Source organism: Mesorhizobium sp. RCAM 05104 (assembly GCF_059683645.1).
The window spans coordinates 995,205-1,016,701 of sequence record NZ_CM185033.1 but is presented as its reverse complement, the minus strand read 5'-3'; the positions used below and the strand labels follow the sequence as shown (position 1 = coordinate 1,016,701).

The following is a 21,497-nucleotide window of genomic DNA, read 5'->3' as shown; positions in this document are numbered from 1 at the left end:
CGACGAGCCGCGTCACTCTTCTTCGTCGGCGCGGCTGCGGCGTGAGCCGGCTATACGCGCCACGAGGTCGGCAAGCTCGGTCGGCTGGAAAGCACCGGCCCCGATCCCCCCGGCAAGTTCCCCGCTGCCCATGGGCAGAACCGCGCTTCCAAAACCCAGCTTTTCGGCTTCCTTGAGGCGCTGTTGCGCATGCGCAACCGGCCTCACGGCGCCCGAAAGGCTGATTTCGCCGAAATAGACGCAATCGGCGGGAAGGGCAAGACCGGTGAGCGAGGAAACCAGGGCGGCCGCCACCGCCAGATCCGCGGCGGGCTCAGAGATGCGATAGCCGCCGGCGACGTTGAGATAGACGTCATGGGTGCCGAAACGTACGCCGCAATGGGCTTCGAGGACCGCCAGGATCATCGACAGCCGGGCGCCGTCCCAGCCGACGACGGCGCGGCGCGGCGTGCCGAGCGAAGATGGCGCGACCAGCGCCTGAATCTCGACCAGAACCGGCCTCGTCCCTTCCATGCCGGCGAAAACCGCGGCACCCGGCGATTTCGCATGACGCTCGCCGAGGAAGAGCTCGGACGGATTGGCGACTTCGCGCAAGCCCTTGTCCGACATCTCGAAGACGCCGATCTCGTCGGTGGGACCAAAGCGGTTCTTGACCGTGCGCAGGATGCGGTAGTGATGGCCGCCTTCGCCCTCGAAGTAGAGCACGGCGTCGACCATGTGCTCGACGACACGTGGTCCGGCGATCTGGCCCTCCTTGGTGACATGGCCGACCAGCACGATCGCCGCACCCGTTGATTTCGCATAGCGGATCATCGCCTGCGCGGCGGCGCGCACCTGGGTGACGGTGCCTGGCGCCGAGTCGGCGAGGTCGGTCCACAGCGTCTGGATCGAGATCCAGGATGACGAGGTCCGGCCGCTTGCCGTCGGCGATCGTCGCCAGGATGTCCTCGACATTGGTCTCCGCGGCCAGTTCCACCGGTGCCGCGGCGACGCCAAGCCGCTGCGCGCGCAGCCTGATCTGGGCGACGGCCTCTTCGCCCGAGACATAGACGATGCGGTGGCCTTTTGACGCGAGCGCCGCGGCCGCCTGGGTGAGCAGCGTCGATTTGCCGATGCCGGGGTCGCCGCCGACCAGCAGCGCCGAGCCACGCACGAAACCGCCGCCAGTGGCACGATCGAGTTCGCCGATGCCCGAGATGATGCGCGGCGCGTCCTCGATGTCGCCCGACAGGGTGGTCAGCACGACGGCACGGCCCTTGCGGGCGTTGCGCGTGTTGGCCGGACCCGAGCCGATGCCGCCGGACGTGCCTTCCTCGACCAGCGTGTTCCACTCGCCGCAGGCATCGCATTTGCCGGCCCAGCGCTGATGCACCGATCCGCAATTCTGGCAGATGAACTGAACGCGCGATTTGGCCATCAGATGGATGCCGCTTGAAAATGGCCTGGGGGGTGGGACAAAGGGCGAGGGCAGGTCAAGAAATTATTCGAACCTTTCCGGCAAATGATGTTCCTCGGCGAGGTCTGAGAATCGGGTGAACTCGCCCTGGAAGGCAAGGCTGACAGTGCCGGTCGGCCCATGGCGCTGCTTGGCAATGATCACTTCGGCCTTGCCTTGTACCTCGATCATCTTCGCTTCCCAGGCGAGATGCTCGGGCGTGCCTTTCTCCGGCTCCTTGTTCTTGATGTAATATTCCTCGCGGTACACAAACAGCACCACGTCGGCGTCCTGCTCGATCGAGCCCGATTCGCGCAAGTCGGACAACTGCGGATGCTTGTCGTCGCGGCTTTCGACCTGACGCGACAGCTGTGAGAGTGCGATGATCGGCACGCCGAGTTCCTTGCCGAGCGCCTTCAGTCCGGTGGTGATCTCGGTGATTTCCTGGACGCGGTTCTGCGACGCCTTGGCGGACGAGCCCTGCATCAACTGGATATAGTCGATGACCATCAAATCCAGCCCGCGCTGGCGCTTGAGGCGGCGGGCGCGCGCCGCAAGCTGCGCAATCGAAATACCGCCCGTCTGATCGATATAGAGCGGGCGCTTGTGGTTCTCCTGCGTGTACGCGACAAGCTTGCCGAAATCGGCTTCCGTCAAGTCGCCACGCCTGATTTTGGACGACGGGATCTCGGTCTGCTCGGAGATGATGCGGGTGGCCAACTGCTCCGACGACATTTCGAGCGAGAAGAAGCCGACGACGCCGCCATTGGCAGCCTTGACGGAGCCGTCGGCCTGCTGGGCGGGCTCATAGGCGGCGGCAATATTGTAGGCGATGTTGGTGGCCAGCGACGTCTTGCCCATGCCCGGGCGGCCGGCGATGATGATCAAATCCGATGGTTGCAAGCCGCCCATGCGGTTGTCGAGATCGCGCAGGCCGGTGGCAATTCCCGAGAGGTGGCCGTCGCGCATGTAGGCGGCGCTGGCCATGTCGACGGCGTTCTTCAACGCATCGGAAAAACTTTCGAAACCGCCATCGTAGCGGCCGTTTTCGGCCAGCTCGAACAGCCGTCGCTCGGCGTCCTCGATCTGCTCGGTGGGCGCCATGTCGACCGGCGCGTCGTAGGCGATGTTGACCATGTCCTCGCCGACGGTGATCAGCGCCCGGCGGGTGGCAAGGTCATAGATGGCGCGGCCATAATCGGTGGCGTTGACGACGGTAACGGCCTCCACCGCCAGTCGCACGACGTATTGCGCCATCGTCATGTCGCCGACCTTCTCGTCGGCCGGCAGGAAGGTCTTCAGCGTTATCGGCGTCGCCACCTTGCCCATGCGTATGAACTCGGACGCCACCTCATAGATCTTGCGGTGCAGCGGCTCGTAGAAATGGCTGGCCTTCAGGAAGTCCGAGACGCGGTAGAAGGCATCGTTGTTGACGAGGATGGCGCCGAGCAGCGCCTGCTCGGCCTCGATATTGTTTGGCGCTTCCCGATAAAGCGGTGTTTCCGCGACGCCGAATTTCCGCGCTGCCTCTACCATGATATCTCCGATTTCGATCTCGGCTTCTCGATATCAGAACCGGAAAATTTGATGCTGACTTATATGCATCAGTGCCCGTCCAACCGTCTTTGATGCCCGCTTTTCACAGCGCAAAAATTCAGTGGAAAGAATCCCGGTTGACTCGAATCGAAGCTGCGAGCCTAGCGCCTCTCGAAAGAGAACAAAACAGGAAAATTGTGGACGCGGCCGTCAGGTCGATGGGGCTTTGAATTCCTATGGCCCTCAGAAGGTTCGCCGAATATCGCCGAGGTGTTATTTCTGCTTGGGCTTGCGGCGCTCTATAGCCTTGATGCTTGATTGGTCATTTTGGCTATCCCGCATTCCGGTTGAAAGGGCGCATCTTCGCGAAACGACGTCTTTATCGCCTGCCCAAAGTGTCGCCCCAGTCCAACCGCCGCGCGGCCTTGAAGGCATCGCCGTCGCGTTTGGTGAACAGTTTTTCGCCGGCGCGGCCATCGTTTTCACAGAGCTTGAGCAAGACCTTGCCGGAACCGGACTTCGGCGGCGCGATCACGCGCGCGAGCTGCGAAGGGACGGCTTGTCGCGAGGCGGCGACATAGATGAATTTCTCGTCCTCCCATGGCACGTCGGCGTCCTTGGCCAGCCTGTGCAGGCGCGAGCGGGCGACGCGGCGGGAAAAATGGCACCAGTCGGGCGGGGCGAGCGGGCAGGGCGCCTGATGCGGGCAAGGCGCGAGCACATGCGCACCGGCCTCTATCAATTGCCCGCGAACCGCAAGGATACGCTGCCAGCCGGCCGGCGTGCCCGGCTCGACGACCAGCAGCGTATCGCCAGTGAGTTGCCACAGCCGGTCGATCAGCTTCGGCAATGAGGCCGGAACGATTTCGTCCAGCACATAGGCGCACCTCACCAAATCGGCTGGCTTGAGGTCGGCAAGGTCGACCGTGGCGTCACCGGCCAGCCACGTGGTTTGAGCGGCAATTGCGTCGCCGGCGAGCGTCTCGCCAACCTTGCGCACCGCGGCACTGGCTTCGAGCAGCACAGCCTGTTTGAGATCGGGCCACAGGTCGGTCGTGGCCCAAAGCACCGTGCCAGGGCCGGCGCCGACATCGAGCAGGCTCTTTGGCGTAAAGCCGGGCCTGGCGTCGCTCAGCGCGTCGAGGCTGGCGCGCACCGCGGCATAGGTCGCCGGCAGCCGCGTCGCCAGATAGGCCCTCACGGCGGCATCCTGCGCCATATGCAGGCGGCCATCGCGCAGCTCGGCACGGTAGCGGTCGGACAGCGTTCTTGCCGCTTGCTTGAGCGCCGCCAGCGGAACGTTTTCGAGCAGGCGCTCGACTCCTTGGCGAAGTGGCGCCGGAAGTTCCATCTCAAGCGCCCCTTGGCGCGAGGAGGATAACCGAGGCGCCGACAATGCAGAGGGCGGCACCGGCAAAATCCCAGCGGTCGGGGCGCACGCCGTCCACCAGCCACAGCCAGCCCAGCGACGCCGCGATGTAGATACCGCCATAGGCGGCATAGGCGCGGCCGGCGGCGCTTGCATCGACCAGTGCCAGCAGGAAGCCGAACAAGGCGAGCGAGGCGAGGCCGGGAAGCAGCCACAGCGACGACTTTTCCAGCCGCCACCAGGCCCAGAACGAGAAGCAGCCGGCGATCTCGGCCAGAGCGGCAGCGAAATAGAGGATGTAGGTCATGAAAAAGGTCTCGCGATCACGAAACCTTTTTCAGGGCAGCTGCCAGCAATGGCAAGCGGCAATGCTATTCCTGGCCCGCGACCTTGCGGCGGCGAGCTGGCTTGGCGGCCGGGCCTTTTTTGATGGGGGCCGCTTCACGGTGCCCCATATCGCGCATCTCAAGCGCCTTCTCGCATTTGGCTATGTAGTCGCGCGACATGGGCAGCGTGTCGTTCTTCTTGGTGATCTGGATCTGGAAGATGACCAGGTCCTGCCAGCGGAAGGCGGCTTCCGAGGCGGCCAGATAGAACTCCCACATCCGGCAGAAGCGCTCGTCATAGATCGCCTTGGCCTTGTCGCGGTTGACGGCGAAGCGCTCGCCCCAGTGCTTCAGCGTGTCGGCATAGTGGAGCCGCAGGATTTCGATGTCGGTGACGACCAGGCCCGACTTCTCGATCGCCGGCATGACTTCGGAGAGCGAGGGGATGTAGCCGCCCGGGAAAATGTATTTGCGGATGAAGGCGCTCGTCGCCCACGGCACGCCGGAGCGCCCGATCGTGTGCAAGAGCATGACGCCATCGGGCTTGAGCAGGGTGGCGCTCTTGTCGAAGAAGGTGCGGAAATGGTTGACGCCGACATGTTCGAACATGCCGACCGAGACGATGCGGTCGAAACGTTCGTTGAGTTCGCGGTAGTCCTTGAGCTCGAAATGCACGCGGCTTTCCAGGCCTTGCGCGTGGGCGCGGTCGGTAGCGACGCCATGCTGTTCGGTCGAAAGCGTCACCCCTTGCACGTCGACGTCGAACGCCTTGGCGAGATAGAGGCCGAGCCCGCCCCAACCGGAACCGATGTCGAGCACCGTCTGCCCGGCCTTCAGCCTGAGCTTGGCGGCGATGTGGCGTTTCTTGGCGGCCTGGGCCTCGTCGAGCGTCATGTCCGGCTGTTCGAAATAGGCGCAGGAATACTGCATGTCCTCGTCGAGGAAGAGCCTGTAGAGGTCACCCGACAGGTCGTAATGGCGCTGGACGTTGCGGCGCGAGCGCGAGGCGGTGTTGATCTGCTGCAGGCGGCGGAAGGCGTGCCGCAGGCCCTCGATCGCCTTGGACCAGGTCGCGTCGATACCGCCGCTGCCCATGTTCTGGAAGGCGATGCGCATCACACCCAGCACGCCACCTTCGAGGATGTCGAGTTCGCCGTCCATGTAGGATTCCGGAACCGCCAACATCGGATCGAGGGTGATGGCGCGCTCGGCACGCGCGGTCTTGATGTGCATGTGCACCGGCTCGCCGCTGCCGTCGCCGAAAACCACTGTCGAGCCCCTGGGGCCGGTTACCTTGAGATTGCCGGTGCGCACCAGGCGGTCGAGAACGCGCTTCAACAGAATATTCATGACCAAATGCCCCCTCTCGGTCAGACAGGCTGTCCTACTCTGCATCAATATATAGGGTTTCGAAAAGTTCCTTTTGGCACAAAAATGCCCGGGCGAGGGGCCCGGGCATTGGTCCAGAATGACTGGACGGTCTGGATGTCGATGAAAGCGGCGTGCGTCCAGCCGGACGCGCGCCACTTTTCACATAATCAGGCGTTGTCTTCGCCGCCTTCGAACTCGGAATTCGGGTCGAAGAAGTTTTCCGGCCGGGCGTTGTCGTTGATGTCGTCGCCATAGATGGCTTCGGCGGTGGTCAGCGTCTCGCCCTTGGCCTGGCGTTCGGCTTCATCAGCCGTACGCGCGATGTTGAGCGTGATGGTGACCTCGACTTCCGGATGCAGGGCGATCGCCACATTGGTGAGACCGATGGTCTTGATCGGCTGGTTGAGCAGGATCTGGTTGCGGTTGACCGAAAAGCCTTCAGCCGTCAACAGATCGGCGATGTCGCGGGTCGAAACCGAGCCGTAGAGCTGGCCAGTTTCGCCGGCCGAACGCACGGCGATGAAGCTCTTGCCGTCGAGCTTTTCGGCGACCTGGGCGGCTTCCGACTTGCGCTCGAGGTTGCGGGCTTCGAGCTGCGCGCGCTGGCCTTCGAACTTCTTTTTGTTGGCTTCGTTGGCGCGCAGCGCCTTGCCCTGCGGCAGCAGGAAGTTGCGGGCAAAGCCGTCCTTGACCTTGACGGTATCGCCCATCTGGCCGAGGCGGGAAACGCGTTCGAGAAGAATGACTTCCATGGTTTTGTTCCTTTTGTTGAGCGCCAATCGTCGGGATCGGCGCCGAATTGTCTCTGGAACAGGTCAGGAAGCTTGGGCGCGCCCTGGCGCCGGTGTCGCTGTCCTGCCTGTCCGGGCAGTTAGAGGCTTGACCTCAACTCGGGATTTGAAGCGACCCTGCGGCGCCCGTCGCCGTGGGGAAGGAGGCGGGCGGCGAGCCGCCCGCTTGAAAGTCCTAGCGGACCACGTAGGGCAGCAGGCCGAGGAAGCGGGCGCGCTTGATCGCCTTGGCGAGTTCGCGCTGCTTCTTCTGGCTGACGGCGGTGATGCGCGACGGCACGATCTTGCCACGCTCGGAAATGTAGCGCTGCAAGAGACGCACGTCCTTGTAATCGATCTTGGGCGCGTTGGCGCCGGAGAACGGGCAGGTCTTGCGGCGGCGGTGGAACGGGCGCCGGGTCGGGATCTGATTGATGTCGACCATTATTCTGCACCCCCTTCAAAGCCTTCGCGGGGACGGCGCGGGCCACGATCGGCACCGGCGTCGCCAAACGAGCGCGGCGGACGGTCGCCACGGTCGCCGCGATCACGGTCGCCGAACGAGCGCGGACCGCGGTCGCCACGGTCGCGGTCGCCGAAGCCGCCGCGTTCCGAACGCTCTTCGCGCTTCTGCATCATCGCCGAGGGGCCTTCCTCATGCGCTTCGACCTTGATGGTCAGGAAACGCAGCACGTCCTCGGACAGGCCCATCTGGCGCTCCATTTCGTTGAGCGCGGCCGGTGGGCAGGTAAGATCCATCAGCGTGTAGTAAGCCTTCCGGTTCTTGTTGACCCGGTAGGTGAGGGACTTCAGTCCCCAGTTCTCGACCCGGCCGACGGACCCGCCATTCGCGGAGATGACGCCCTTGTACTGTTCGACAAGCGCATCGACCTGCTGCTGCGAGAGGTCCTGCCGGGCAAGAAACACATGTTCGTATAGAGCCATGGTGTATCAGTGCCTTTCTTCGTTTCTCTCCCGGTTCCCGGCGGCAAAAGCCTCTGCAACTTCTCTGACCCGCTGATCCCGAAGGGGCGGGGAAGAAAGGAGCATGACGAGACGGTCGAGAGCGGAGACACGGGAGGCGGAAGCACTTCTGGCTTCACACGAAGGCTTTCGAAAAAACCTCCGGCCCTCCGTTCAGCCCCCAGCTGGGACCGGCAGATTGCGGGCGTCTATACAGCAATCCGGCCGCAACGCAAGGGCAAGCGGCACTCTCTTGTGTCGCAGGGGCGGAAAAATCAAGCAGCAACAATGGCCAGGCTTTGTGGCTTCCGGCACCAGGCCTTAACCACAATGTCGGATTGTGGTCAGATTGTGCGGAGTTGCCCCCCGCTTTCAACGGTCGATTCATCATGGCACGCGCAGAGATGATCCGCGCAAAAAAGCGGAAAGCATTTCTGGGGGTAAGGATGCTTCTCAACAAATTCTGGCGCTCGACGAGCGGCAACTTCACGCTTGTGTTGGGGCTTGGGTTGCCGGCCATCCTCACGGCCATTGCCTTTGCTACCGACGTCTCGACACTCATGCGGGCCAAGAGCAATCTGCAAAATGCCCTCGATGCGGCAAACCTTGCCTCTTCGCATCTTGGCGATCTCGACATTACCCGCAATGACGCCTTTGACCGCTATTTCCAGGCCAACCTCGCCGGCCATGGCGAACTCGGCAATGCGAAGGCCACGCTGACCGTTGACAAGGGCATCAACTTCATCAAGACAAAGGCAGTTGCCACAGCGGACGTCAATCTGAACTTCGCCTTCCTGTTCGGCAACAGCAAGCACATCGAGGTCGATGCCTCGGCCGTCGAATCGAACAACCAGCTCGAAGTCGTGCTGGTGCTGGACAACACCGGCTCCATGGCCGGGGCGCGCATGACGGCGTTGAGGACGGCGACGAAATCGTTGCTCGACACTCTTGAAGCGGCAAGATCGCCGACGCGTCAGATCCGTGCCTCCCTGGTTCCATTCGTCACGGCCGTCAACGTCGATGGCGATGAATTCGACCCGTCCTGGATCGACATGGATGGCAAGTCCTCCACCAACGGCGTCAATTTCCCGGTCATCGACGGCAAGCGTCCCAATCATATGGCGCTTTTCAAGCAGCTCAAGGCGACCGGATGGGCAGAGGCTGGATGGAACGGCACCGGATGGAAAGGCTGCGTCGAGGCGCGGCCCGGGGCTTACAATGTTTCCGACACCCCACCCGACCCGGCAAAGCCCGACACGCTGTTCGTTCCCTATTTTGCGCCTGACGATCCGCAAGACGCCCAGAAGCCGTCGGGCTCCTACGGCAATTCGGACAAATACTACAACAATTCCTATCTCGACGACGTCAGCGACAAGACCAAGCTCGCCAAGCAGAAAGGCAACGTTCTCGGCATCGATCTCAGCAATCTGCTCGACGCTGTGTTACCGGCCGACAAGGCCGCCAGGGAGAAGGTTGCCAAATATGTTGCACCCGCCAAGGAACTCATCACCGAGACGGGCTCCGCCATCACCGTCGGCCCGAACCGCGCTTGCCCCACACCAGTCGTCCCCCTGACCGACGATTTTGACAAGCTGCGCAAGGCAGCAAGCGAGATGACCGAGTGGAACGGTTCGGGCACCAATGTCTCGGAAGGCCTGTCGTGGGGCATGCGGGTGCTGTCGCCCGCCGCGCCCTACACCGATGGCGCGCCATGGAAGACGCCTGGCATCAGCAAGATCGTGCTGTTGCTCACCGACGGAGAGAACGTCGTCTATGGCGCCAGCGAACAGCCGACGAAGTCCGACTACACATCCTATGGCTATCTGGCGGGTGGCCGTTTCGGTTCGGACAACCAGACCACGGCGGCGCGTAATGTCGACGGCTGGACCAAGAGCGTTTGTACGCAATTGAAGAACGAGGGCGTGCAAATCTACACCATGGTGCTGCAATCCGACACCGCCGCCAACCGCGCGCTTTACAGCGCATGCGCTTCGGATCCCAGCGACTATTATGCCGTCAACGATCCGACCAAACTGCCGAACGTGTTCCAGCAGATCGCCAACGAGTTCTCCAAGCTGCAATTGACAAATTGAACCTGTGGCCCGGGAGCGGCTCAACTCGTATGGGCGACAACCTTGTCGACCGTTTCGGGGAAGAAGTCGGGCGCCGCACCGCGCTTGCCGAACATCATGTCGTACTGGATCAGTCGGAAATCGTTGATCGTCGGGTCGATCTCCTTTTGCCGCGACCAATCGGGTGTCGCCTCGCCAGTCGGGGTCAGCAGCAGGTTGCGGTCGACAACGCGGTAGCGCTCCCGTACCTCGCCTAGGAAACCCGTGTAGTAGGGGTGGGTGATGCGTGCGGCGGTGAGGATATGATAGGGCAGGAATGCCGGGCTCACCGCGCCCAGATTCTCGACCGGACCGGAGCGGTTCGACCAGATGATCAGCGGCGTCTGGTGATGTTCAAGCGCGGCTTCCGGCGTCGGTTCCTTGCGTGGCGCGACATTGTCCTTGAGGAAGCCGGTCTCGACATAGACCGGTCCCAATGGCGGCAGGTGGTCGCCGAAGAAGGCGATGACGGTTGGCCGCTCGCGCTTCTTGGCCCATTCGATCAGGCGTTCAAGACCTCGATCCGCGTCGGCTGAGCCCTCGGCGTAAGACAGGAGCGACGCGCGCGCCCACTGGCTGATCGGCGCCTGCACCGTGTGGGTCGGATTGTAATAGCGGTTCGGCTCGTAGGGGCCGTGGTTCTGCAGGCTGACCGCGAAGAAGAACACCGGTTGATCGCTGGCGTCGGCCTCGCTGATGATCTCGTCGGTCATCGCCGCGTCCGATGCCAGCGGCCCACGCTTTTCCATCGGCGGCAGCGTTTCTTCCGATTTGAAGTCGTCGAAGCCGAAATCGGCATAGACCGTGCCACGATTCCAGAACCAGTTGGTGCCGGGATGGATGGCGCGCGCCCGGTAGCCCTCGCTCTTCAGGAAGGTTGCCAACGAAGGCGTCGGTGCGCGCACATATTGCTGATAGGGAATGCTGCCGGCCGGCAGGAACGCGTTGGAAAAGCCGGTCAGCGCCTCGAACTCGATGTTGGCGGTCATGCCGCCGAATTCGGGCGAGAACATCGAACCCGAGCGCAGCGCCCGCACATTGGGGATCGGGTCGGGTGTGATGGTGACACCGGGAAGCTTGGTCGGATCCCAAAAGGACTCGCTCATCACGACAATGATGTCGGGCTTCTCATCGGGTACCGAGGCGGTCACATCGGACCTGCCGATCGCCGCGATTGCCTTGTCGGAATAGCCGGCCGGTGCCGAGACATGCGCCATCGGCACATTCAGCGCGAAGGCCAGTGCAAAGCCGTTGGAGGCATAGTTTTCCTTCTGGTCCCACATGATCGGGATGATCTGCAGCCGGTCGCGGGTCCACGAGAAGGTGGCATAGTCCATGATCGAAACGAAGAAGGCGAGCAGCGGCACCGCCAGCGTCAGCCGGGCAACACGGCCCTTATGGCTGAGCGATGGAACCTTGCGGCGCCACAGCCGCCAGCCATAGACGAGCAGCGACAGGCCGGCGACGATACCGGCGACCATGGCGAGCGCGGTCATCGGCCGGTCACGCACGAGCAGCGGCAGCAGCGCGAAGATCTGGCGTGCATAGAGGAAATCGGTCGGATAGAGCGGATCACCGAGATAGTGCGACTTCTGGTGGCCGACAAAGGCAAGAGACAGGGTCAGCGGCGCCACGATCATCAGGCTCTGGTGACTGCGGCCGAGCACGGCGTCGAGGCCGATCAGGATCAGCGCAAACACGACAATGGTGGTCCAGCCGGGCTTGAGAGGTTGCAGGAAGAATGAGACGGTGCCGGCAAAATCGCCGCGCACGATCAGCTCTATGGCGAACACCAGCACGGCCGCGATCGCCAGGCTGATCAGACCATAGCGCACAACCGGCCACGTCCTGCCCGGCAGGTAGCCGGTGGACGGATCGTCTTCCAGGAACTGTGGCGCGGCCTTGCCGGCGCGTTTTGAACTCTTTGCCACTTTAACTTCCCCGCCCAGCGACAAACTCGTCACTCGATTGTCATGGAATTGTCACGCAAAGCTAGCGCCTCTGGCGGAAATAAGAAGAGCCAGCAAACGATTCGTGAGCGGTTTTCATCAGGAGTGATCGCCAAAAAGCCTTTTGGAACAGGCACTCGACCGACGATGCTGCCGCCGGGCAGGGCCGAAGTGGGCTTGACTTGGCGGCCTGCCTTGCGTCACAGGCAAGAAAAACTCGTCTATCAGGCAAGCAAAACCAGCCGTTGGGAGCCCTCGCATGGCCGTTGCATTCACCTTTCCTGGACAAGGCAGCCAGGCTGTCGGCATGGGCAAGGATCTCGCCGACGCCTTTCCCGAGGCGCGCAGGGTCTTCCAGGAAGTTGACGACGCGCTCGGCGAAAGCCTGTCCAGGCTGATCTGGGAAGGGCCGGAGGAAACCTTGACGCTGACCGCCAACGCGCAGCCGGCCCTGATGGCGGTGTCGCTGGCCGCCATCAGGGCGCTGGAATCGCGCGGCTTCTCGCTGAAGGACAGGGTCGCCTATGTCGCCGGCCATTCGCTGGGCGAGTATTCAGCCCTCGCGGCCGCCAACTTCGTTTCGGTTGCCGATGCTGCCCGGCTGCTGCGCATCCGGGGCAACGCCATGCAGGCGGCGGTGCCGGCCGGCGAGGGAGCCATGGCGGCGATCATCGGACTGGAACAGGCTGATGTCGAAGCCGCCTGCGCCGAGGCTGGCAAAAGCTCGGTGTGCCAGATCGCCAACGACAATGGCGGCGGCCAGCTGGTCATTTCCGGCGCCAAGGCCGCGGTCGAACAGGCGGCAAGGCTGTGCACGGAAAAGGGTGCCAAGCGCGCGCTGATGCTGCAGGTGTCGGCGCCCTTCCATTCGGCGCTCATGGCGCCGGCCGCGGACGTGATGCGCGAAGCCCTGGCTGGCGTGGCAAGGAATGCGCCCGTCGTTCCCGTCGTCTCAAACGTGTCGGTGACACCCTCCAGCGACCCCGACCAGATCGCCCGACGCCTCGTCGACCAGGTTACCGGCCGCGTGCGCTGGCGCGAGACTGTTGAATGGTTCGGCGCGAACGGCGTCGGCACGCTTTACGAAATCGGCGCCGGCAAGGTGCTTTCGGGATTGGCGCGACGCATCAACCGCGACATCGCCACCGCGTCGGTCGGCACCGCGGCTGAGGTCGAGGCGACATTGGCAGCGCTTGCCTAGTTGGATGCGATTTGACCTCACCCGTGCGAGGGTGTTCTCTTCTCAATCAGGAGACAAAAATGTTTGAATTGAACGGCCGCAAGGCGCTCGTCACCGGCGCATCGGGGGGCATCGGCGAAGCGATCGCCAGGGTCCTGCATGCGCAAGGCGCCATCGTCGGCCTGCACGGCACGCGCGTCGAGAAACTGGAAGCGCTCGCCGCCGAGCTTGGCGACCGGGTCAAGCTGTTCCCGGCCAACCTGTCGAACCGCGACGAGGTCAAGGCGCTTGGCCAGAAGGCGGAAGCCGATCTCGAAGGCGTCGACATTCTGGTCAACAATGCCGGCATCACCAAGGACGGCCTGTTCGTGCGCATGTCGGATGCGGACTGGGATAGCGTGCTCGAGGTCAACCTGACTGCCGTGTTCAGGCTGACCCGCGAACTCACCCATCCGATGATGCGCCGCCGCCATGGCCGCATCATCAACATCACCTCGGTGGTCGGCGTCACCGGCAATCCCGGCCAGACCAACTATTGTGCCTCCAAGGCCGGCATGATCGGCTTTTCCAAATCACTGGCGCAGGAAATCGCCACCCGCAACATCACCGTCAACTGCGTCGCCCCGGGCTTCATCGAATCGGCGATGACCGACAAGCTCAACGACAAGCAGAAAGAGGCGATCATGGCGGCGATTCCGACGCGCCGCATGGGCACCAGCGCCGAAGTTGCGTCTGCCGTTGCCTATCTGGCCTCCAACGAAGCGGCCTACGTAACCGGCCAGACCATCCATGTAAACGGCGGCATGGCGATGATCTGAACGCGGTCCGGCGGCAACGCTGCCGGGTTGTGAAAAGAGACCATTTCGCCTTGGACCTGAGCCGATTTTCGTGTAATGCGGCCCGCAACCCGGCGGTTCGGGCAAAAACCGGTCCGTGGCCGTTGCGTTTCCGGCAGGACCATCTTTCAGCTTGATTAGCGGCATTCTGCCCGCTAACGAAGACAGACAAACAAAAGACGAGGATGCCCCAAATGAGTGACACCGCAGAGCGCGTCAAGAAGATCGTCATCGAGCACCTTGGCGTCGATGCCGACAAGGTGACGGAGCAAGCGAGCTTCATCGATGATCTGGGCGCCGACAGCCTCGACACGGTCGAACTCGTCATGGCGTTCGAAGAAGAATTCGGCGTCGAGATTCCCGACGACGCGGCCGAGACCATCCTGACCGTCGGCGACGCGGTGAAGTACATCGACAAGGCTTCGGCCTGACGCTTTCCGCAGTCGTCACCTGGGAGGACCTGCGATGAGGCGTGTCGTCGTCACGGGCCTTGGGTTGCTGTCGCCATTCGGCATGGGCTTCGAGCACAGCTGGAAGGAACTTCTGACCGGCCGCAGCGCCGCCAAGCGCATCACCGAGTTCGAGGTGGAGGATCTTGCCTGCAAGATCGCCCACGTCGTTCCGCGTGGCGACGGCAGCAATGCTACCTTTAATCCCGAGGCCGTGCTCGAGCCGAAGGAATTGCGCAAGATCGGCGACTTCATCCTGTACGGGATTGCCGCCGCCGACGAGGCGCTGGCGGATTCCGGCTGGGAACCCAAGACGCATGCGGAGCAGTGCTCCACTGGCGTCCTGATCGGCTCCGGCATCGGCGGCATAGAGGGCATCGCCGAGAACGCGATGATCCTCAAGGAACGCGGCCCGCGCCGCATTAGCCCCTTCTTCATTCCGGGTCAGATCATCAATCTCGTCTCCGGTCAGGTTTCGATCCGGCACGGGCTGAAAGGCCCGAACCATGCCGTCGTCACCGCCTGCTCGACCGGCGCGCATGCCATTGGCGATGCTGCCCGGCTGATCATGTGGGGCGATGCCGACGTGATGGTCGCAGGTGGCGCCGAAGCGCCGGTGACGCGGCTGTCGATCGCCGGCTTCGCCGCGTGCCGGGCGCTGTCGACCGATCGCAATGATGCGCCGCAAACGGCGTCGCGTCCCTACGACCGTGACCGCGACGGCTTCGTCATGGGCGAGGGCGCCGGTGTCGTTGTGCTGGAAGAATTGGAGCACGCCAAGGCGCGCGGCGCGAAGATTTACGCAGAGGTCACCGGCTACGGCCTCACTGGCGACGCTTATCACATCACCGCGCCCGCCGAAGATGGCGACGGCGCCTTTCGCTGCATGACGGCGGCATTGAACCGGGCCAAGCTGACGCCTGCCGATGTCGACTATATCAACGCGCATGGCACCTCGACCATGGCCGATACGATAGAACTCGGCGCCGTCGAACGCCTGGTCGGCAATGCCGCTTCCAGGATTTCGATGTCGTCGACAAAGTCGTCCATCGGTCATCTCTTGGGAGCGGCGGGTGCCGCCGAAGCGATCTTCTCGATCCTCGCTATCAGAGACAATGTCGCACCGGCGACCATCAACCTCGACAACCCGGAGCGCGAAACCGCGATCGACCTGGTGCCGAACAAGCCGCGGGCCCGCCAGATCGATGTGGCGCTGTCCAATTCCTTCGGTTTTGGCGGCACCAATGCTTCGCTCGTCTTCCAGCGCTACAATGGCTGAACGTCCGACTACCGGGCGACGCTTGGGCGTGCCGTCAATTTTGCCATATTCACCCCTACTCTGCCGCTGGGGATTCGTTGAGCAATCAAACGGTAGGGCAAGATGAACACAAATCCGGTGGGCAACGGAGAATTTGCGCAACGGCCGGCAACTGCCGGACCGATCGTGCCGAAGACGGCCAGCGAGGCCCTGCGGCCGGAGGCAGGCACGCCGCCGCCGAAGCGCTCGCGTGCTTCACGCAGCCAGGTCGTGGTGTTCATGAACTTCGTCATCACCTCGGTGATGCTGATGATTCTGGCTGCGGGCGTCGCGCTCTATTTGGGCAAGCAGGCGTTCAACGAGCCCGGCCCCTCGGCCAATGGCGACACGTTCCTGGTCAAGCCGAACACCGGCGTCCAGGATATTGCCGACCAGCTCGAGCGCCGCGGACTGATCAGCGACGCCAGGGTATTCCGCCTTGGCGTGCGTGCCTTCGGCAACGATTCGGCGCTGAAGGCCGGTGAATACGAGATCAAGCCCAGGGCTTCCATGCGCGACATCATGGAGCTTTTGAAGAGCGGCAAGTCGGTGATGTATTCGCTGACCATTCCAGAAGGGCTGACGGTCGAACAGGCCCTGCAGCGCATCGCCGACGAGCCCGCGTTGAGCGGCGACATGCCGGCGACCACTCTTCCCGAGGGCAGTCTCGCCACCGACACGCTGCGCTTCACGCGCGGCGCGACTCGCCAGCAGATGATCGACAAGCTGCTGGCGGATCAGAAGAAGCTGGTCGAGGATGTCTGGCAGCGACGCGCGCCGGATCTGCCGCTGGCCAACATCGAAGAGTTCGTTACGCTGGCCTCGATCGTCGAGAAGGAAACGGGCAAGGGTGACGAGCGCTCACGGGTTGCCGCCGTCTTCCTGAACAGGTTGGCCAAGGGCATGCGCCTGCAGTCCGATCCAACCATCATCTACGGCTTGTTCGGCGGCAAGGGCAAACCCGCGGACCGGCCGATCTACCAGTCGGATATCCAGAAGCCGACGCCCTACAACACTTATGTGATCAACGGCCTGCCGCCGACGCCCATCGCCAATCCGGGTCGCGCGGCACTGGAGGCCGTCGCCAATCCGTCGAAGACCGACGACCTCTATTTCGTTGCCGATGGCACCGGCGGGCACGTCTTTGCCGCCACACTGGACGAGCACAATGAGAACGTCGCCCGCTATCGCGCGCTGCAGAAGAAGCAGGCCGATGACGCCGCCAAGGCAGCCGCCGGCGCCAGCGACGGCAACGCCGTCAAGCCGGCTGACGGCGGCGACGACAGCGGCGGCGATGCGGGCGCTGCCCAGTAAGAAGAAAGGCGTTGCCGGGAAGGCGACGTCCTGACATTTGGAAGAGCGCCGCGCGTCTGATTTCGACGCGCCAGCGGCGCGGTGATTTTCAAACCGCACTTGCTCCTCTCCGGAAAGCCGGTTTCGGGGGTGATGCGCCAGGGATTTGTGGACGAAATGACTTTGCAGAGCATGACCGGTTTCGCACGGGCCGTCGCCGAGCATGACGGCACCTCGATCGCCTGGGAGGTCAAGTCCGTCAACGGCAAGAGCGTCGAGGTTCGGCTGCGGCTGCCGCAAGGTTTCGAGCGGCTGGAACCAGCCGTCAGGCAGATACTTCAGAAGCGTTTTGCGCGCGGCAATTTCCAGGCGACGCTGACCATCGGCCGCGCCGCCGGCGCGCAGGCGCAGCCAGTCGTCAACGAAGCCTTTCTGAAGGACCTGGCAGGGCTCGCCAAGCGCCTTCAGGAGCAGTTCGGCGTAGCCCCGGCGACAGCTGACGGGTTGCTTTCGCTGCGCGGCGTCCTCGACATTCCCGAAACTGTCGAAACCGAAGAGGTGCGAGCCGCGCTCGATGTCGCGATCATGGCCGCGCTCGAGGTGGCACTCAAAGGGCTTGAGCAGGCGCGACAGGGCGAGGGTGCTGCGCTGGTGTCGCTTCTGTCGGTCCATATCGACACGATCGAGGCGCTGACGCTGCGCGCCGAGGCGGATCCGTCACGCGAGACGGCGGCGATCCGTGAACGCATCGCCGAGCAGGTCAGGCTTCTGATGGACGCCTCCGCCAATCTGGACGCAAGCCGGCTGCATATGGAGGCGGCGTTCCTGGCCACCAAGGCCGATATTCGCGAGGAGATCGACCGGCTGAAAACACATGTCATGTCTGGCCGGGCACTGCTTGGGGGCGGCGGCGCCGTCGGCCGCAAGCTCGATTTTCTGGCACAGGAATTTAACCGCGAATCGAATACGCTGTGCTCGAAGTCGAACGCCGCAGCCGTCACCGCGATCGGGTTGGAGTTGAAGGCCGTGGTCGACCAGTTTCGTGAACAAGTCCAGAATCTGGAGTAGCCGATGGTTGCCAAGGATTTGGGGTCCCGCATTCGCCGCCGGGGCCTCATGCTCGTTCTGTCGTCGCCATCAGGCGCCGGCAAGTCGACGATTGCGCGCAACCTCTTGGAAAGTGATTCCAGCCTGGAGCTGTCGGTCTCGGTCACCACCAGACCGCGCCGCGGCAGCGAGATCGAGGGTGTTCACTACCATTTCCGCACGATGCGCGACTTCGAGCGGTTGCGCGATTCCGACGCCCTGCTCGAATGGGCGGAGGTGCATGGCAATTGCTACGCGACACCGCGCGAGCCGGCCGAACTGGCGCTGGCTCAAGGGCGCGACATGCTGTTCGATATCGACTGGCAGGGCGCACAGCAGCTCAAGGAGAAGATGCGCGCCGACATCGTCTCGATCTTCATCCTGCCGCCGTCGATGAAGGAATTGAAGGCGCGACTGAAGCGCCGCGCCGAGGACCAGGAAGCGGTGATCGAGACGCGGCTGAAGAATGCCCGCAACGAGATCGAGCACTGGAAGGAATATGATTTCGTCATCGTCAATGACGATCTCGACCGCGCCTTCGCCGAAGTGCGCGGCATCGTTGTCGCCGAGCGGCTAAGGCGCGACCGGCGACCGGGTCTGTTTGATTTTGTCTCGGGGCTGTTGGACGAGAAGACGGACTGATCGGCTCCTTCTCCCTGTTGCCGGAAGAACAGAGCTATACCGTATTGGTCAGCCGCACGAACTCCTCGACGCTGAGCGTCTCGGCGCGGCGTGTCGGATCGATACCCGCGCGTTCGAGCAGGGCTTCGCCGCCGAGGCTTTTCACACTCTGCCGCAGCATCTTGCGGCGCTGCCCGAAGGCGGCCTCCGTGACGCGGCCGAGTTTTTTCACATCGGTAGGCAAGGGGTGCGCGCGCGGCTCCAGATGCACCACCGAGGAGGTGACCTTGGGCGGTGGCGTGAATGCCTGCGGCGGCACGTCGAAGGCGATCCTGGCCTGCGTGCGCCAGCCGGCCAGCACGCCAAGCCTGCCATAGGCATCGCTGCCGGGAGTGGCGACGATGCGTTGGGCCACTTCGCGCTGGAACATCAATGTCATCGAGGCGTAGAACGGCGGCCAGTCCGCGACCGTCAGCCACCGTACCAGCAGCTCCGTGCCGATATTGTAGGGCAGGTTGGCGATGATCTTTACCGGGCCGCCGTCTCCAGCCGCTCCTCTGGCAAGGGCCGCGAAATCCGTCTTCAACGCATCGCCAGAAACCACCTCCAGCCGGCCGGGATAATGATCCGACACTTCGGCAAGGGCAGCCAGGCAGCGTTCGTCACGCTCGATGGCGATGACGCGGCGCGCGCCGTTGGAGAGCAATGCGCGGGTCAGCCCGCCGGGGCCGGGACCGACCTCGATCACGGTCGCATCGGACAAGTCGCCCGCTGTGCGTGCGATCTTGCCGGTGAGGTTGAGGTCGAACAGGAAATTCTGGCCGAGCGCCTTCCTTGCCTGCAGCCCATGGCGCTCGATCACCTCGCGCAGCGGCGGCAGCCCGTCCATGCTCATGCCCGCGGTCTCAAGCGGCAACCGCCTTCGTGTCGGTGTCGGCCAGTTGGCGGGCAAGGCGCAGTGCCGCCATCAGGCTGTCGGGGCGCGCAACGCCCTTGCCGGCTATGTCGAAGGCGGTGCCGTGGTCGGGCGAAGTGCGTATGAAGGGCAGGCCGAGCGTGACGTTGACCGCCTCGTCGAAGGCCAGTGCCTTGGCCGGGATCAGCGCCTGGTCGTGATACATGCACAGCGCCACGTCGTATCCCGCTCGTGCCCGGGCGTGGAACAATGTGTCGGCTGGCAAGGGGCCGAAAGCGTCGATGCCTTCGGCCCGCAGGATGTCGACCGCCGGGCGGACAATGCGCTCGTCCTCGAGGCCCATGGCACCGCCTTCGCCGGCATGCGGATTGAGGCCGGCAATGGCAAGCCGTGGTCTGGCGATGCCGAAGCGGCTGGCAAGGTCGACGGCGGTGATGCGCGCGGTCGCGACGATCAATTCGGTGGTCAGCGTCTTCGGCACCTCGGCCAGCGCGATGTGGATGGTGACGGGAACGGTGCGCAGATCGGGGCCTGCCAGCATCATCACCGGCATTGCTTCGACGCCGCTGTGTCGGGCGGCCAGATGCGCCAGATATTCGGTGTGGCCGGGAAAGCGGAAGCCGGCATCGTAGAGCGGCTTCTTGGCGATGGGGCATGTGACGACGGCCGCCGCATCGCCGGCAAGGCAGTCGGCGACTGCGCGGTCGATGGCCTCGATGGTTGCCGCCGCATTGGCCGGGTCCGGCCGGCCAGGGCTGTCTATGCTGCGGGCGGCCAGCGGAACGATCGGCAACGCCTGGGCAAAGACTTGTGCCGCTTGCGCCGGCGTTGTTTCAACCACTGGCAGTGAAACGCCGAGGTGACGCGCCCGGGAGGCGATCAGCGCCGGATCGGCGAGCAGATAGAAGGGAGGCAAGCCGGCGGCGCCGCGCGCCAGAAAGGCGGCGATCGCGATCTCTGGCCCGATACCGGACGGATCGCCGACGCTCAACGCGAGCGCAATCACCGCGTCGCCCACGTCAGCGCTTGACGATGCGGGCTTTCGCCTTCAGCTCGTCGACATATTTCTTGCTGAGCTCGTCGGCGTTCTTGTCGCCGCTGGAGCCCTCGTTCTGGAACACCATCTGGGCGACCTTGTCGTCGGATACTTCGCGCGACGAGCAGATGCCGATGAACTCGACGCCGCGCTCGGTCTCGCGCGTGACGGTGGCGCCGCCGACCTTGGTTGCCTTGATTTGCTCAGCCCAATCCGGCGGCAATTGCGGCGCCAGCACCCGGCCCAGATCGCGAACGGTGACGTCGATCAGGCCCTTGGCGAATTCGCGCGTCGTGTTGCAGCCGTTGAAGCGGGCACGCATGGCGTCGGCCTCGCGCTTGCGCTTGGCCAGCGTCGCGCTGCGTTCAGCGGCCGGCACGACGAAGATGACTTGCTGCAGCATGTACTCGGTAGCGCTCGGCTTGGAGCCGCCTTTTTCGAGCATCTTCTTGACAAGGTCCTGTTCGCTGACAGCACCGGTGCCATCGCCGGACCGGTAACGCGCGCTCAAAGCCTGGTTCCAGGCCATCTGGGCGCGAATGAATTCCTTGAAGTGCTCCTTGCTGACGCCGGATTTGTCCATGACATTGTCCAGCTGGCGGAGCTGCATCTTGTTGGTCGAGGCAAAGCGCTGGTAGGCAGCCTCGACCTGCGCGTCGCTGATCCGGATGCCAAGCCGCCTGGCCTCGGCCATACGCAGCGTCTGGTCGATCATTTCCTGGGCGGCGTCGCCCTTCTTGCGCTGCAGCTTCAAGAAGGCGGCGCGGTGTGCGATGTCGCCGGTGGTGACCGGAATGTCGTTGACGACGTACTTGATCTCGCTGGCGAAAGCCGGCGGCGTCATCACGGTGATCGACACGGATGTCGCCGCCACAAGCAGCGCGAACCCTGCTGAAAAGAGGTATTTCCTCATCGTTGGCATCCCAAATTTTGTCCCGGTTCCGCCCAATTTT

General features: G+C 63.5%; 19 protein-coding genes and 1 pseudogene. 8 read left to right on the top strand and 12 right to left on the bottom strand.

What is annotated here, in order from left to right; genetic code table 11:
- Positions 1–12 precede the first annotated feature (12 nt).
- From radA to rpsF, 8 genes and pseudogenes are all read right to left on the bottom strand, one after another.
- Positions 13–1,417, bottom strand: a pseudogene (radA, locus tag AC56QP_RS05415) (DNA repair protein RadA).
- A 63-nt stretch (positions 1,418–1,480) separates the two neighbouring features.
- Positions 1,481–2,971: a replicative DNA helicase gene (locus tag AC56QP_RS05410; protein WP_489860617.1), complete on the bottom strand. Its 1,491-nt coding sequence runs from the start codon at positions 2,969–2,971 to the stop codon at positions 1,481–1,483.
- 379 nt (positions 2,972–3,350) lie between these two features.
- Positions 3,351–4,322: a small ribosomal subunit Rsm22 family protein gene (locus AC56QP_RS05405; protein WP_497100643.1), complete on the bottom strand. Its 972-nt coding sequence runs from the start codon at positions 4,320–4,322 to the stop codon at positions 3,351–3,353.
- Position 4,323: 1 nt separating this feature from the next.
- Entirely contained in the window at positions 4,324–4,647 is a 324-nt protein-coding gene (locus AC56QP_RS05400; RefSeq protein WP_489860619.1) for a YnfA family protein, read from the bottom strand.
- Positions 4,648–4,711: 64 nt separating this feature from the next.
- Entirely contained in the window at positions 4,712–6,016 is a 1,305-nt protein-coding gene (locus tag AC56QP_RS05395) for a cyclopropane fatty acid synthase (protein WP_489860620.1), read from the bottom strand.
- A gap of 188 nt (positions 6,017–6,204) precedes the next feature.
- On the bottom strand, positions 6,205–6,789 hold the full coding sequence (rplI, locus tag AC56QP_RS05390) for a 50S ribosomal protein L9 (protein ID WP_256749637.1): 585 nt from the start codon (positions 6,787–6,789) through the stop codon (positions 6,205–6,207).
- Between the two features lie 214 nt (positions 6,790–7,003).
- Positions 7,004–7,252: a 30S ribosomal protein S18 gene (gene rpsR / locus AC56QP_RS05385; protein WP_006203718.1), complete on the bottom strand. Its 249-nt coding sequence runs from the start codon at positions 7,250–7,252 to the stop codon at positions 7,004–7,006.
- Positions 7,252–7,752 (bottom strand): 30S ribosomal protein S6, encoded by a 501-nt coding sequence (rpsF, locus tag AC56QP_RS05380; protein ID WP_489860621.1) that lies wholly within the window; start codon positions 7,750–7,752, stop codon positions 7,252–7,254. The genes rpsR and rpsF overlap by 1 nt, the downstream gene beginning before the upstream one ends.
- Before the next feature lie 464 nt (positions 7,753–8,216).
- Between rpsF and AC56QP_RS05375 the strand changes: the two genes are divergently transcribed.
- On the top strand, positions 8,217–9,863 hold the full coding sequence (locus AC56QP_RS05375; RefSeq protein ID WP_489860622.1) for a pilus assembly protein: 1,647 nt from the start codon (positions 8,217–8,219) through the stop codon (positions 9,861–9,863).
- Between the two features lie 20 nt (positions 9,864–9,883).
- Here the strand turns inward: AC56QP_RS05375 and AC56QP_RS05370 are convergent, their stop codons facing one another.
- Positions 9,884–11,812, bottom strand: coding sequence for an LTA synthase family protein (locus AC56QP_RS05370; RefSeq protein ID WP_489860623.1), 1,929 nt, complete (start codon positions 11,810–11,812; stop codon positions 9,884–9,886).
- Between the two features lie 277 nt (positions 11,813–12,089).
- Here AC56QP_RS05370 and fabD point away from each other — a divergent pair, with 277 nt between their 5' ends.
- The 7 genes from fabD (at position 12,090) to gmk (ending at position 18,613) form a co-directional block, all read left to right on the top strand.
- Positions 12,090–13,031 (top strand): ACP S-malonyltransferase, encoded by a 942-nt coding sequence (fabD, locus tag AC56QP_RS05365; protein WP_489860624.1) that lies wholly within the window; start codon positions 12,090–12,092, stop codon positions 13,029–13,031.
- Positions 13,032–13,090: 59 nt separating this feature from the next.
- Positions 13,091–13,828 carry a 3-oxoacyl-[acyl-carrier-protein] reductase gene (gene fabG, locus AC56QP_RS05360; protein ID WP_269903907.1) on the top strand — a complete coding sequence of 246 codons (738 nt, stop codon included), beginning with the start codon at positions 13,091–13,093 and terminating at the stop codon, positions 13,826–13,828.
- Positions 13,829–14,040: 212 nt separating this feature from the next.
- The gene (locus tag AC56QP_RS05355) at positions 14,041–14,277 is read left to right on the top strand and encodes an acyl carrier protein (protein ID WP_006203723.1); all 237 of its coding nucleotides are present in this window, start codon (positions 14,041–14,043) and stop codon (positions 14,275–14,277) included.
- 34 nt (positions 14,278–14,311) lie between these two features.
- Positions 14,312–15,574: a beta-ketoacyl-ACP synthase II gene (gene fabF / locus AC56QP_RS05350; RefSeq protein ID WP_091577201.1), complete on the top strand. Its 1,263-nt coding sequence runs from the start codon at positions 14,312–14,314 to the stop codon at positions 15,572–15,574.
- Positions 15,575–15,676: 102 nt separating this feature from the next.
- Positions 15,677–16,906 carry an endolytic transglycosylase MltG gene (gene mltG / locus AC56QP_RS05345; protein ID WP_489860625.1) on the top strand — a complete coding sequence of 410 codons (1,230 nt, stop codon included), beginning with the start codon at positions 15,677–15,679 and terminating at the stop codon, positions 16,904–16,906.
- A 156-nt stretch (positions 16,907–17,062) separates the two neighbouring features.
- Positions 17,063–17,953, top strand: a complete 891-nt coding sequence (locus tag AC56QP_RS05340) for a YicC/YloC family endoribonuclease (protein ID WP_489860626.1) — start codon at positions 17,063–17,065, stop codon at positions 17,951–17,953.
- 3 nt (positions 17,954–17,956) lie between these two features.
- Positions 17,957–18,613 (top strand): guanylate kinase, encoded by a 657-nt coding sequence (gene gmk / locus AC56QP_RS05335; protein WP_091577205.1) that lies wholly within the window; start codon positions 17,957–17,959, stop codon positions 18,611–18,613.
- Positions 18,614–18,647: 34 nt separating this feature from the next.
- Here gmk and rsmA read toward each other — a convergent pair whose 3' ends face one another.
- Genes rsmA through AC56QP_RS05320 form a run of 3 tightly spaced genes read right to left on the bottom strand, consistent with a single transcriptional unit; the run spans position 18,648 to position 21,466 of the window.
- Positions 18,648–19,487 carry a 16S rRNA (adenine(1518)-N(6)/adenine(1519)-N(6))-dimethyltransferase RsmA gene (gene rsmA / locus AC56QP_RS05330; RefSeq protein ID WP_489860627.1) on the bottom strand — a complete coding sequence of 280 codons (840 nt, stop codon included), beginning with the start codon at positions 19,485–19,487 and terminating at the stop codon, positions 18,648–18,650.
- A 10-nt stretch (positions 19,488–19,497) separates the two neighbouring features.
- A complete protein-coding gene (gene pdxA / locus AC56QP_RS05325) occupies positions 19,498–20,526 on the bottom strand; it encodes a 4-hydroxythreonine-4-phosphate dehydrogenase PdxA (RefSeq protein ID WP_489860628.1) in 1,029 nt (342 codons plus the stop codon).
- Position 20,527: 1 nt separating this feature from the next.
- Entirely contained in the window at positions 20,528–21,466 is a 939-nt protein-coding gene (locus AC56QP_RS05320) for a peptidylprolyl isomerase (protein ID WP_489860629.1), read from the bottom strand.
- Positions 21,467–21,497 lie beyond the last annotated feature (31 nt).

Bases quoted from the DNA above. Each gene is read 5' to 3' on its own strand.
- AC56QP_RS05340 (WP_489860626.1), top strand. From the start codon at position 17,063: ATGACTTTGCAGAGCATGACCGGTTTCGCACGGGCCGTCGCCGAGCAT.
- AC56QP_RS05320 (WP_489860629.1), bottom strand. From the start codon at position 21,466: ATGCCAACGATGAGGAAATACCTCTTTTCAGCAGGGTTCGCGCTGCTT.
- AC56QP_RS05405 (WP_497100643.1), bottom strand. From the start codon at position 4,322: ATGGAACTTCCGGCGCCACTTCGCCAAGGAGTCGAGCGCCTGCTCGAA.
- rpsF (WP_489860621.1), bottom strand. From the start codon at position 7,752: ATGGCTCTATACGAACATGTGTTTCTTGCCCGGCAGGACCTCTCGCAG.
- rplI (WP_256749637.1), bottom strand. From the start codon at position 6,789: ATGGAAGTCATTCTTCTCGAACGCGTTTCCCGCCTCGGCCAGATGGGC.
- AC56QP_RS05400 (WP_489860619.1), bottom strand. From the start codon at position 4,647: ATGACCTACATCCTCTATTTCGCTGCCGCTCTGGCCGAGATCGCCGGC.
- fabG (WP_269903907.1), top strand. From the start codon at position 13,091: ATGTTTGAATTGAACGGCCGCAAGGCGCTCGTCACCGGCGCATCGGGG.
- rpsR (WP_006203718.1), bottom strand. From the start codon at position 7,252: ATGGTCGACATCAATCAGATCCCGACCCGGCGCCCGTTCCACCGCCGC.
- mltG (WP_489860625.1), top strand. From the start codon at position 15,677: ATGAACACAAATCCGGTGGGCAACGGAGAATTTGCGCAACGGCCGGCA.
- AC56QP_RS05355 (WP_006203723.1), top strand. From the start codon at position 14,041: ATGAGTGACACCGCAGAGCGCGTCAAGAAGATCGTCATCGAGCACCTT.
- fabD (WP_489860624.1), top strand. From the start codon at position 12,090: ATGGCCGTTGCATTCACCTTTCCTGGACAAGGCAGCCAGGCTGTCGGC.
- AC56QP_RS05395 (WP_489860620.1), bottom strand. From the start codon at position 6,016: ATGAATATTCTGTTGAAGCGCGTTCTCGACCGCCTGGTGCGCACCGGC.
- fabF (WP_091577201.1), top strand. From the start codon at position 14,312: ATGAGGCGTGTCGTCGTCACGGGCCTTGGGTTGCTGTCGCCATTCGGC.
- gmk (WP_091577205.1), top strand. From the start codon at position 17,957: ATGGTTGCCAAGGATTTGGGGTCCCGCATTCGCCGCCGGGGCCTCATG.
- AC56QP_RS05410 (WP_489860617.1), bottom strand. From the start codon at position 2,971: ATGGTAGAGGCAGCGCGGAAATTCGGCGTCGCGGAAACACCGCTTTAT.
- rsmA (WP_489860627.1), bottom strand. From the start codon at position 19,487: ATGAGCATGGACGGGCTGCCGCCGCTGCGCGAGGTGATCGAGCGCCAT.
- AC56QP_RS05375 (WP_489860622.1), top strand. From the start codon at position 8,217: ATGCTTCTCAACAAATTCTGGCGCTCGACGAGCGGCAACTTCACGCTT.